The 11,599-nt window shown below is 65.4% G+C and carries 12 protein-coding genes and 1 pseudogene; 3 read left to right on the top strand and 10 right to left on the bottom strand.

Annotation, left to right across the window (positions count from 1 at the left end; translation table 11 throughout):
- Positions 1-339, bottom strand: a pseudogene (locus BM083_RS13820) (DDE-type integrase/transposase/recombinase); the annotation flags it as partial.
- Positions 340-450: 111 nt separating this feature from the next.
- Between BM083_RS13820 and BM083_RS13815 the strand changes: the two are divergent.
- Together BM083_RS13815 and BM083_RS13810 are read left to right on the top strand one after the other, a co-directional pair.
- Positions 451-1,638, top strand: a complete 1,188-nt coding sequence (locus BM083_RS13815; protein ID WP_089870037.1) for a hypothetical protein — start codon at positions 451-453, stop codon at positions 1,636-1,638.
- A 44-nt stretch (positions 1,639-1,682) separates the two neighbouring features.
- Positions 1,683-2,141, top strand: a complete 459-nt coding sequence (locus BM083_RS13810) for a hypothetical protein (RefSeq protein WP_089870036.1) — start codon at positions 1,683-1,685, stop codon at positions 2,139-2,141.
- A 140-nt stretch (positions 2,142-2,281) separates the two neighbouring features.
- Here the strand turns inward: BM083_RS13810 and BM083_RS13805 are convergent, their stop codons facing one another.
- From BM083_RS13805 to BM083_RS13790, 4 genes are all read right to left on the bottom strand, one after another.
- A complete protein-coding gene (locus tag BM083_RS13805; RefSeq protein WP_089870035.1) occupies positions 2,282-2,743 on the bottom strand; it encodes a luciferase domain-containing protein in 462 nt (153 codons plus the stop codon).
- Between the two features lie 100 nt (positions 2,744-2,843).
- Positions 2,844-4,091, bottom strand: a complete 1,248-nt coding sequence (locus BM083_RS13800; protein ID WP_089870034.1) for an HAD family hydrolase — start codon at positions 4,089-4,091, stop codon at positions 2,844-2,846.
- Between the two features lie 57 nt (positions 4,092-4,148).
- On the bottom strand, positions 4,149-5,252 hold the full coding sequence (locus BM083_RS13795) for a mandelate racemase/muconate lactonizing enzyme family protein (protein ID WP_089870033.1): 1,104 nt from the start codon (positions 5,250-5,252) through the stop codon (positions 4,149-4,151).
- Positions 5,253-6,188 carry a 1,4-dihydroxy-2-naphthoate polyprenyltransferase gene (locus BM083_RS13790; RefSeq protein WP_089870032.1) on the bottom strand — a complete coding sequence of 312 codons (936 nt, stop codon included), beginning with the start codon at positions 6,186-6,188 and terminating at the stop codon, positions 5,253-5,255. It abuts the gene before it with no gap.
- A gap of 117 nt (positions 6,189-6,305) precedes the next feature.
- Here BM083_RS13790 and BM083_RS13785 point away from each other — a divergent pair, with 117 nt between their 5' ends.
- Positions 6,306-6,494 carry a DUF4177 domain-containing protein gene (locus BM083_RS13785; RefSeq protein WP_009365692.1) on the top strand — a complete coding sequence of 63 codons (189 nt, stop codon included), beginning with the start codon at positions 6,306-6,308 and terminating at the stop codon, positions 6,492-6,494.
- Positions 6,495-6,636: 142 nt separating this feature from the next.
- Here the strand turns inward: BM083_RS13785 and BM083_RS13780 are convergent, their stop codons facing one another.
- The 5 genes from BM083_RS13780 to BM083_RS13760 form a co-directional block, all read right to left on the bottom strand.
- A complete protein-coding gene (locus tag BM083_RS13780; protein WP_089870031.1) occupies positions 6,637-7,551 on the bottom strand; it encodes a 1,4-dihydroxy-2-naphthoyl-CoA synthase in 915 nt (304 codons plus the stop codon).
- Positions 7,552-7,610: 59 nt separating this feature from the next.
- Entirely contained in the window at positions 7,611-8,093 is a 483-nt protein-coding gene (locus BM083_RS13775) for a DUF8215 family protein (RefSeq protein WP_089870030.1), read from the bottom strand.
- Positions 8,094-8,155: 62 nt separating this feature from the next.
- The gene (locus BM083_RS13770; protein ID WP_089870029.1) at positions 8,156-8,653 is read right to left on the bottom strand and encodes a DUF8066 domain-containing protein; all 498 of its coding nucleotides are present in this window, start codon (positions 8,651-8,653) and stop codon (positions 8,156-8,158) included.
- Between the two features lie 54 nt (positions 8,654-8,707).
- On the bottom strand, positions 8,708-10,516 hold the full coding sequence (gene menD, locus BM083_RS13765; protein WP_089870028.1) for a 2-succinyl-5-enolpyruvyl-6-hydroxy-3-cyclohexene-1-carboxylic-acid synthase: 1,809 nt from the start codon (positions 10,514-10,516) through the stop codon (positions 8,708-8,710).
- A 69-nt stretch (positions 10,517-10,585) separates the two neighbouring features.
- Positions 10,586-11,524, bottom strand: coding sequence for an NAD(P)H-binding protein (locus BM083_RS13760; protein WP_089870027.1), 939 nt, complete (start codon positions 11,522-11,524; stop codon positions 10,586-10,588).
- Between the last annotated feature and the right edge of the window lie 75 nt (positions 11,525-11,599).

Below are 11,599 nucleotides of genomic sequence, written 5' to 3'. Positions count from 1 at the left end.
GACGTCAAGGATTACTTTTGTGTCGAGGTCTATTGCGGCGTATAACCAAGACCACTCACCGTTGATTTTGACAGCGGTCTCGTCGACCGCGACCCGCCTCGGCGTCGCCTTCGGCGGGTCTGAGACGCTGTCAGCCAGCCGATGTACCCACTGAAAGATTGCCTGAAACGAGCGTTCTACGCCGAGCAGCCGAAGAATCGCTTCTGTCTCTCTAAGCGACAAACCGGCAGCATGGAGTCGGACGGCGAACGCCCTGACGGGCGTCGCCGTCCACTCCCGCTGCCAACATTCAAGCGTAGCGGTGTCTAAACTCTGCTTGAGCAGGTTTGAGAGTAGCATAGATCACTAACTCTTCGACCTGCTCGTTCCTTATCTAGACAGTGCCGGGGGTGTCGACCCTCGACTATTCTGAGTCGCCACGGGCAACCGGGGCGCACCAGGATACACACAATGCAACGACGCAATCTGCTCAAGACGTTCGCTGGAATCGGAACCGCAAGTGCTCTCGGATTCGGTGGCATCGCCGCGTTCTCACAGCGCGGCTCCGCGCAACTCACGACGAACTTCGAGTCGAACGAAGTCTCGCTCACGAACGACACCGGTGACCTCTCGAAGCTGTTCATCTCGCCTTCCTTCCGTGTGGAGTGGGACGGGTTCGACGCGGCAGTCGGAAAGATTCGTGTGCTCGTCGAGGCCCGCGCACGTGGTGAAGACGCTGACGCCGGGGAGTGGTCCCCCGTCTTCCGTGCAACTCCGTGGATCAACGCCAGCACGGAAGGAACGGCTACGGAGTCCGCACCGGGGACGTCCGGCTTCTACGACACGGGCTCGGACGGCTGGGGTCCCATCACGCTGTTCAACGACTTCGGAAAACCGGACTACAGCACGGTGCCGAGTTCGGACGACTATCTCAGCGGAACCAGCCTCGGACAGGTCGACGAGGACGACGACGGCGAAATCATCGACGACCTCCCGGGTGCAGTGAACGGCTACTACGGCGCGACCGGTTCCTCCGACGTCTTCGACAACGACGACGACGACAGTACTGCCCGCACCCGTGTCGACGTTCGATACACGGTGACCCTCCACGCGCCCGGTACCAGCAGTTCGTTCGACGGCTTCGGCCTCGCCGACGAAGACCGTTCGGACTACAGCCCGCTCGTGATGTACGACGAGGGCAACTTCGACGGCCCCGCGAACGCCATCCCCTACGACGAACTGCAGGCCAACGCGAACCACCCCGCAATATCGGTCTCCACGACGTCGTTCGTCGTCTCGACGACCAACGAGGCGGCCGAAGTCGGTGTGCAGGGCGACACCAACGCCAGCGTGTCCGGCGGCGGAAGCCCGCAGAACCTCCGTCTCGTCTGGTCGACGGGCAACTCGAGCTGGCGCATCGACAACATGAACGCCGACGGCAGCATCCACTTCACGCTCGTCAGCGCGGACGACCCACAGGACTCCGTCTCCGGCGTCGTCGACGGCGGCTGCTACAGCTACCCACACTCCGACGCACCGGACAACAACAACCCGAACCGTGGCCCGAACGGTCCCGGCAAGTACGTCGAACTCGACGCGAGCACGGCGAAGCTGATGGTCGACGGCGAGCAGGTCGACGCTAAAGCGCGCGGTAACTGAGGTCGTTCGATGTCCATCGACGAGGACGACAGCGGTGAGCGCTGATGCGACTCACCTCGTTCCTCACAGAACGAAACATCCTCGGGATGCTGTTGGTCGGAGTCGTCGTCCTCGGCGCCGGGTTCGGATACGTCCTTCCAGCACTGTCGGGTGCCGACGACGGGTCGGAGCTTCCGACGAAGCAATCCGACCAGACAGGACTGGCTGACGCTGCGTCGGCAAACGGTGCAGGTGAGACCGACATCGCGTCGAACTCACAGACGACCCGTGAGGGCGAACTCTCTCCGAGTCAGTCTACGGCCTCCTCTCGGCCGACGTCCGCACCGGACAGTGCAGTCGACGGAGACGTGTCGGGGGGAGCCGAGACCGGGCAGGACCACGCCAGTAACGCTGGTAACCCCGGTCACTCCGACAGCGCTGATAGCTCCGGACCCGACGAGAACGAGGACGCCTCGACGTCGGGGGTCGCGGTGACCGGTCAGACGAACGCGGCTGCGAACTGACAACTTCGTCCCTGCTTTTCGACCGAGCAGTAGTCGGACCGTGTACGTCGTCGCAAAGCTATCGGTCGGTGCCACTTCTCTACAACAGTTCGACTATCCTACCGACTGAATTCGCACACTCAGCGGTGCGTTCGTCCCCTTCAAGCCGACTGTCTCGCATCCGGCGAGGGCAGAGCGGTCCGCGAGACCAGTAGTCGCAAACTGGTCGAGAGGTCGAGGCGGTCGAACTCGCGGTGTAGGTCGACCGTCGGTAGCGTCGTGTCTCCTCTATCGTGGAGACTACCTGCGAGACGGCACAGGTAGGCGAGTCGAAGCAACCAGCGAACGTCGTGGAGGTCTTCAGGCGTCCGTGCGCGGACGGAGACCCACGACGACCGGGGGTCGGTCCGATAGCGGTCTGCTCTCCCTTCGGTGAGGAGTTGGTCACGAACGGACGGGCTGAACGCGAGGTCGACGACGTCGCCGTGGGCCGACCCGGCGACGACACCGTCGACGGCGAACTCGACGCTACCGTCCGAGTCCATCCGGAGGTCGACGCCGGGCCACGTGCTGACGTGCGCGAGGACGCGTTCTATCTCGGGGGTGGGGTACAGCTGTTGCATCTTGGGCCTCGTTCTGTCCGGTTGTCGCCGTGGCGACCCGTTTCGAAGAGTTACGTACTACGCGCAAAGACGTAATAACTGTGTCGTGTGCTACCGTAGTTCACCCGAGTTTCGCCAGTAGATTGAGCACGTACACCGTCCGGAGCATCTCGGCGGACTTCCCCTGGTCGAAGACGAGTTCGTCGGTGTCCATCACGTGCGTCAGGACGTCACGGGAGGCGTGGTCCGGTGCAGCCCCGATTCCGGCGTCGTGCTCGGCGGCCCACTGCATCACCCGGAGGTCGGACTTGCTGTCGCCCATGACGGCGACGAACGGGTCGTCCACGCCGAGAACGTCGAGTGCAGCCTCGACGCCGGCGACTTTGTTGAGTTCGAGCGAGCCAATCTCGGCGGCGTCGGCGTGGTAGTACGCCACGTCGATACGCTCGAACAGCGCGCGGACTGCCTCGGGTATCTCGTCGACGGGCGTCTCGGAGACTTCACCCTCGGACTCCAGCACTTCTCGAATCTCCGAGTCGGCGTCGGCGTAGTACGCACGGGTCCACTGGCGGGCTTGGTCGGTGTCGGCGTCGGTGTCAGCACTCGTGAGTGCGTCCGCCAAGAGGTCGAGCAGGTAGACCAGTCCCTCGTCGATGACGGTTTCCGCCTTCGACGAACCGATGTCGAAGTTCGGCTTGAGCGTGATGTTGAACTCGTTACCCTGCAGGTGAATCCCACGGCGCAGGTCGTCGGGTGCGTCGGGGAGCACCCGCGAGCGAATCTCGTCGAACACGTCACGAATCTCGTCGTCGAGATCGTCGTAGAGCAACTGCTTGGTCTGCGAACCGTGACCCGGCGTGAAGACGCCCGTCCCCGCCTCGTAGACGATGCTCATGTTACCCGAGTGGACGAGTTCGTTCCCCAGCCCCTGGATAGCGAACCCCTTGACGTTCTCCAGGGTCTGGCCGGTACAGATGACGATGGGGACGCCGCGTTCGTGGAACTCGGTCAGGACGTGCAGCGTGTCGCGTGGAATCTCGTTGTCGGTGCTCCCGGCCGACCGAAGCGTCTCGTCGACGTCGAGGACGAGCGCGTTGACGGCGCGGCCGTACTTCGAGTAGAGGTCTTGAGCGGTGAACGCCTGCTCACGGTTGGCGCGGGCGGCGACTTCGGCGAACGTGCCGCCCGTGGCGAACCCCTGTCGAATCTCGTCTTTTCGTTCCTCCAGTTCGTCACTCGCCTCTTGCCAGTGGTCGAGGGCGACCCGGGAGTCGACCGGCGGGAACACGTCCACGAAGTCCTGGTACTCCCGAAGCGTATCCGTGTCGAACTCGTCGTACAGTCGGTAGAGAAGGTCGTACCGCTCCATAGTCGAAGAGGGTTCGCTGATAGTATAAACGCGGCGAGGAGCGCAATTCGTGTCTACTCACTCGTCCCAGAGCAGCGAGTCGAACGCGTCCCCGGCCAGTCCCGGCCCCTCGGGGACCGACACCGACCCGTCGACGACCGGACACGGGTCCTCGGCGAGGTCGTCGGCCAGCAAGTCGGCCGTCGCCAGCCCACAGGCCGGCACGTCAGAAATCGCGGCGGCGACGTGGACGGCGGCGGTTCGGGCGACGACGGCGTCGATGGTCGTGGTGACGACGGGCGTCACGTCCTGTGACTGGAGGTGGCCAGCGAGTGCGACCGCCGCCCGCGGCCCGCCCTGTGCCATCGGCTTCAGCACGACGACGTCGGCAAATTCGGAGAGTTGCTGCGGCACCTCACCCGTACCGTTGACTGACTCGTCGAGGGCGATGTCGACGCCGCGGCCTCGGAGGTCGGCGTGGCCTGCAAGGTCGTCGGCCGCGAGTGGCTGTTCGACGTACGCGAACGCCAACTCGGACAGGATATCGACCGCTCGCTCGGCCTCCTCGTGGCTCCACGCACCGTTCGCGTCCGCCCGGAGCGTCACGTCGTCGCCGACGGCGTCGCGGACGGCGCGGAGTCGGTCGAGGTCGTCGTCGACGTCGCGTGCGCCGACCTTCAGTTTGAGGCAGTCGAAGCCGTCGGCGACTGCCGATTCGGCGGCCGCGACGGTCTCGTCGACCGACCCGTCGCCGACGGTGCCGTTGACGGGAACCGAATCGGACACGTCGCCGGTCGCGGCCGTGCGCGCGAGCTGTTCGGCCAGTGGGACGCCAGCGGCCCGTGCGGCCGCGTCGGACGCCGCGAGCGTGACGCCGTGGCGGGCGGCGGGGCCGAGAGTACCGAGAAGCCCGTCGCCGTCGTCGCTGTCGCCGGCGTCGTCTTCGTTCTCCTCCGCTCCTTCGCCTAACCCTCGCAGCGAGGCGGCGCAGTCGTCGTACGACTCGGTCCACGGCGTGAGTGGCGTGGCTTCGCCGACACCACGAACGATGTTGCCGTCGGTGCCCTCGCGTTCGACGCCGACGAGCAGACCGCGTCGTTCGGTGATGTCGCCCTTCGCGGTCCCGAGAGAGGTGCGCAGGTCGAGTGCGAACTCTCGAAGGTCGAATGTGTTCGCCGCCATTCAGACCCCCATCCCCACAGCGAACAAGAGCGCGTAGAGTGCGAGCAACTGACCCGTCTGTTCGAGCGCCGGGTTCAGTGCCTCGCCGTCCGTTCGCGTCACCATCGTCCGTGCGACTCTCGCCGCGAGGGGAAGCGAGAGGAACGGAAGAAGGACGGTCCAGTCGAACTGGCTCGTCGCCCAGAAGTACACCGGGACGGCGTAGGCGAGGACGAGCAGACCGACGTACTGGACGCGGCTGAAGGTGTAGCCGAAGCGGACGGCGAGCGTTCGTTTGCCCGTCTTCGTGTCCTCCTCTTTGTCACGGACGTTGTTGACGACGAGGATGTTCGTCGAGATTGCGGCGATGGGAAGACTGGCGATGACCGCCGCGAGGGGGAGCGTCTCCGGTGGGACGCCAGTCGGGAACGGCGCGGCGAGTACCGACGCGGCCTGCACGTAGTACGTTCCCGTGACGGCGACGACGCCGAAGAAGAGGAAGACGAACACGTCGCCGAGACCGTGGTAGCCAAGCGGGTACGGCCCGCCGGTGTAGGCGATGCCGCTGGCGACGGAGAGCAGGCCGATGACGAGGATGGGGACGCCGCCGACGTAGACCAGATAGCTCCCCACGACGATGGCCGCGAGGAAGGTGAGATACATCGCCCGTTTGACCTCGCTCGCCTCGATGAGACCGGAGGAGGTGACGCGGGTGAACCCTTGTCGGTCCTCGGTGTCTGCGCCCTGGACGGCGTCGTAGTAGTCGTTCGCGAAGTTCGTGCCGACCTGAATCAGCGCCGCGCCGACGAACGCCGCCAGCGCCGGGAGGAAGGCGAACACGTCGTCGTGCAGGGCGAGGCCGACACCGGCGAGAATCGGCGCGGCGGCCGCCGGCAACGTCTGCGGGCGGGCGGCCATCACCCACGCTTTCGTCCGCGAGATGTCCTGCGTACTCATTGCCCGATTTTAGGAGCGCCCACCCATAGCGACTGTGGTTGTCGCCGACAGAATCACCGTCGACAGGTCTCGAATCACACCACAAGAACCTCATGTCGATGGAATCATTCAACATACATGTCTGAATGGGAGTACAAAGTCCTCCACATCCAGGGCGGCAACGGAACTGTCTCCGAAGACCTGCTGAACCGCTACGGCGACGACGGTTGGGAGTTGGCGACATCGCTCACCGGTGCGAAAACCGGACTCGGTGGCCGACCGAAGAGCACGACGGACGCGCTGGTGTTCAAGCGGCCGAAGGAGTAGGTCGTCTGCGGTAGTCCTCAATTGAGTTGTACCGCACTGAGCGAACGGAGTGAGCGAAGTGCGGCCTTTTTTCACCGAGGTTTTTTGGCGGGGGTCGAGGGTGCCGAAGGCACCCGAGGCCCCCGTGAAAAAAGGTCGTCGTTCAGTAGTGCCACGGGAACTCGTCGAACTTCGGTTCCCGCTTCTCCAAGAACGCGTCTCTGCCCTCCTGCGCTTCCTCGGTCATATAGCCGAGTCGCGTCGCCTCACCCGCGAACACCTGCTGGCCGACCATCCCGTCGTCGATGGCGTTGAAGCCGAACTTGAGCATCCGCATCGCCATCGGCGACTTCGAGGTCATCTCGTCGGCCCACTCCAGGGCGACGTCTTCCAGTTCTTCGTGCGGAATCGCCTCGTTGGCCATCCCCATGTCGACGGCTTCCTGCGCCGAGTAGGTCTTCCCGCAGAAGAAGATTTCGCGGGCCTTCTTCTGTCCGACCTGCCGAGCGAGATAGGCCGACCCGAACCCGCTGTCGAAAGAGGCGACGTCGGGGTCCGTCTGGAGGAACTTCCCGTATTCTTCGGAGGCGAGCGTCAGGTCGCAGACGACGTGCAGCGAGTGGCCGCCGCCGACGGCCCACCCGGGGACGACGGCGACGACGGGTTTCGGCATGAACCGAATCATGCGCTGAACTTCGAGGATGTGGAGTCGCCCGGCTTTAGCCTCGCGCACTGTCGGGTCGTCGTCCGCGGCGGCCTCGTCGTCGTCGCGGTATTCGTAGCCCGACCCGCCGCGCACGGACTGGTCGCCGCCGGAACAGAACGCCCACCCGCCGTCTTTCGGCGACGGGCCGTTGCCGGTCAGGAGAACACACCCGACGTTGGCCTGCTTGCGGGCGTGGTCGAGCGCCGTGTAGAGTTCGTCGACGGTGCCCGGTCGGAACGCGTTGCGTACCTCGGGGCGGTCGAAGGCGATGCGAACCGCCGCGGTGTCGACGGCGCGGTGGTAGGTGAGGTCGTCGAAGTCGAAGCCCTCGACCGCCTCCCAGCGTTCGGGGTCGAAGATATCAGAAACCATGCCCGAAAGCGGGGCCGGAGCGCGCAAAAAGATTCCCGTCGGGGTGTTCGAGAGCGTGTTCAGCGACGGCGACGACGCCCAACCGCCGCGACGAGCGATGGGAACCCGGCCACGGCGACGAGCGCGACGAGACTCGCGAGGAGACTCGGACCGAGAATGGGCTGTTCGACCCACGAGAAGTCGACGACGGGGTCGGTGAACGCCAGCCCACCGAGGCCGAGACCGGCCACGAGCACAATGTTGTAGAAGAGGAGTCGGCCGAGGACGAGACGTGGCGACATCGGCGGCCACGCCGGACCGAGTGGACGGTGGCGCTGGACGGTGACACCGAGGACGAACGCGGCGATGGCGGCGAGCGTGACGAACGTCAGTTCGACGTCGCTGGTGAGAAAGACGACGGCGAGCACGGGAATCGAGAAGACGAGTACCTCCGCGGTGGCGTCGAACGCGTCTTGGAGCCACTTGCTGAGTTCGCTTTCCTCCTCGCGCGGCCGAATCTGTCGCTGGTCGGTCGAGAAGTCGGTTCCGCGGTTCGGCGGCATGGCTGTCTCTTGTCGCGTTTGCGGTATAAATCTCGTCTCGTTTCGTCCGGTCTCACGCCGTCTCAGCCGTCGCCGAGAAGCGGCCCGGTCGGACTCGTCAGCCACGCCGTCAGAGACAGGAGCAACGAGGCGATGATGCCGAGGAGAATCTGCCCGGCGACGAGAAGCGAGTACGTCATGACGAGGACGACGGCCACCGCGACGAGGATGGTCCGCGTTCGCCCGAGCGAGACGGGGTAGCCGTGGTGGCGGAGCATCGCGTGGGCGAACGCCCCACCGAAGATGAACACGACGGCGAGGACGCCCAAGAGAATCTGTCCGGCGATGACGAGCGAGTACGCCAGTACGACGAACGAGAGCGCCGACGCGGCGGCGAACGTTCGCTGGCTCAGTTGTGGAATCGCACCCGACTCGCGGCCCATCGAAGTCAGCCACGCGATGAGAAAGACGAGCGTCGCGGCGACGAGTCCGAGGAGAATCTGTCCGGCGATGACGAAACTGTAGCCGACGATGAGCACCATCACCGTCCCGGTGACGACTTTCCACGCGGTGGAGGGCATTACCAGCGAGTCGACACGATACGCCAAAAACTGTTCGCTAGACGACTACTCGGCTTATTCGGTCAGCGTGTCGACGACTTGCTCCTGTAGCGAGTTGCGTACGCGGTGGCTCTCCTCGGCATCGCTGACGACTTCGACGACGTGCGTCCCCTCGCTGGCGACGGCTTCGGCGTAGGTGTCGCGGAAGTCGCCCGCCTCGACGCGGGCGAACTCCATCCCGAACAGGTCGCCGGTCGGTTCGAAGTCCAGACCGTGAGGTGTCTTGAACTGCCCCGTGAAGGGCGGGTCGTAGTCCTCGATGGGGAGCATGTGGAAGATGCCGCCGCCGTCGTTGTTGACGACGACGATGGTCGCGTCCACGTCACAGCGACCGACGGCGAGCAGTCCAGAGAGGTCGTGGTAGTAGGCGATGTCGCCCGTGACGAGCGTCAGGTCGTCCGTCGTCGCGCTGCCCGCGCCGAGCGCCGTCGACGTGATGCCGTCGATGCCGCTGGCTCCCCGATTCCCGAGGACGGTCAGATTCCGCGCGGCGGGACGGGCGAAGCGGTCCATATCGCGAACGGGCATGCTGTTCGAGACGAAGATCGTCGAGGGTTCGGGCGCGACGTCGGCGACGTCGGCCAGCACCCGGCCCTCGAAGAACTCGCCTAACTCACTCGATTCGCCCGATTCGCTCGGTTTGCCCGACTCACCGGACTCGGACTCGATGGCCTCGTCGACAGCGTCCCAATGGGCCTGTTCTGCGGCTTTCCATCGCTCTTCCCAAGACGTGTCTTTCGGGGCACGGACGAGACGCGAGAGCGTTCCCGCGAGTCGGGTGGGGTCGGCGACGACGAGGTCCGTCGCCGCGAACTCCGCCTCGCGCCACTCGCCCGCCGGGTCGACGACGAGTTGTCGGGCGTCGGTTCGCGCGAGGTACTTTCGGAGCGGTTTCGACGTCGGCGACGCACCGAACCGGAAGACGACTTCTGGGTCCGGCCAGTCGTCGGTCACGCGCTCGTCGAGGTAGGCGTCGTAGCCGCCGAGCACCGTCGTCACGCGGTTGTGGCCGCCGAATCGGAGTCCCGAGAGCGGGTCGGCGACGATGGGGAACCCCGTGGCGTGTGCGAGTGCTGTGATTGCTTCGTGGTCGACGCCGGGGGCGTCTGCGGGTCCGGCGACGATGAGGCCGCGTCCGACTTCGAGGTCCTCGGCCAGCTTTCGGAGGGTGTCGTCGTCGAGTTCTGGCACGCCCGCCGTCGTCTTCACGTACTCGCTCTCCTCCTCGCGGCCGAGGGCGGCCTCGGTGTCGAGGTCCGCCGGAACGTCGCCCGCGACGGGCGTCGGTTCCAGCGGCTTGCGGAACGGGAAGTTGAGGTGGACCGGTCCCGAGGGCGTGCCCGTCGCCTCCGAGAGCGCCCGAGTCGCCGTCGTCCGGAGCATTCGCAACTTCCGGTCTGTTGCCTCCGGTTCGGGCATGTCCTTGTACCAGCGGACGGCGTCGCCGTAGAGTTTCTCTTGGTCGATAGTCTGGTTCGCTCCCGAGTCTCGCAGTTCGGGCGGGCGGTCGGCGGTGAGCAGGAGCAGCGGGACGCGTGACTGGAACGCCTCGATGACGGCCGGATGGAAGTTCGCGGCGGCGGTGCCCGAGGTACAGACCAGCGGCGTCACCTTGCCCGTCCGGCGGGCGCGGCCGAGTGCGAAGAAGGCCGACGCTCGCTCGTCGAGATGCGAGAAGACGTGTACGTCGTCGTGTTCGTCGAACGCCATCGTCAACGGCGTCGAGCGACTTCCCGGTGTGATACAGACGGCCGAGATACCCGCTCTCGCCAGTTCGTCGACGAAGGTCCGTGCCCACAGTACGTTGCGGTTCGGCGCGCTCATTGGCTGCGGGTTGGGAGTGCGGCGTGAATACTCCTGTGGGTTCGTCCGGCTAACTACGGCGGCCGTCGCTCACAGACCGATTCGGTCGAGTTTCTCGACGGCGTGGTCCGCCGTCGCTTCGGGGTCGGACGACGACCCGAGCGCCCGCTCGATAGCCGTCCCGTGAGCGGTCAGTTCGATCGGAACGTCGTCTCGAATCGAATCGTCTCGGACGACGACTTCGTTCTTCAGTCCGCGGATGAGCGGCAGGGCAATCGACGTCGGAACGTCGGTGACGAGCGCAACCCAGTACGCAGAGAGTCGCGGCGTCAACACCGGAACGGGGACGATGAACGCGTTGCTGTCGGCCGCGTCGGCCGTCCGTTCGAGTAGGTCGCCGTAGGTCAGCACCTCTTCGCCGCCGACATCGTACGTCTTCCCCGCGGCTTCCGAGGATTCGAGCGCGCCGACGAGGTACGCGACGACGTCCGTCACCGCGACCGGTTGGCAGTCGACGCGCACCCACTGCGGGGTGAGCATCACCGGGAGTCGCGTCGCGAGCTGTTCGACGATGTCGAAACTCGTGTTCCCGCTGCCGATGATGACCGCCGCCCGCAACGTCGTCAGGTCGAACGTCCCTTCGCCGAGGATGTGTTCGACCTCTCGCCGCGACTTCAAATGCTTCGAGAGGGCCGCTCGGTCGTCACCGAGTCCGCTGAGGTACAGTACCCGGTCGACGCCGGCGTCGCTCGCCGCGCGCTGAAAGTGGTGTGCGCCGCGGCGGTCCTTCTCCGCGAAGTCGTCGCTCGTGTCCATCGAGTGGATGAGATAGTAGGCGGCGTCGACGCCGTCGAGCGCGTGCTCGAAGCTTCCCGCTTCGAGAACGTCGCCCTCGTAGACGGTGTCCGCCTCGCCGTCGTAGGAGTCGGCGTCGCGCGTCAGCACTGCGACGTCGTGACCACGCCGCTTGAGCGTCGGGACGAGGCGACTTCCGATGAACCCGGTCGCGCCGGTGACGAGCACACGCATTCTGGACACAACCAAGGGACGAACAGGGAACTACTTGCTGGCCGGCGAGTCACTCACGTCGCGCCCTGGGAGTGG

This window comes from Halogranum rubrum (assembly GCF_900114455.1).
GTDB classification, from domain to species: Archaea; Halobacteriota; Halobacteria; order Halobacteriales; family Haloferacaceae; genus Halogranum; species Halogranum rubrum.
Note: the sequence above shows the minus strand (reverse complement) of the source record. Positions and strands in the feature narration are given on the sequence as shown.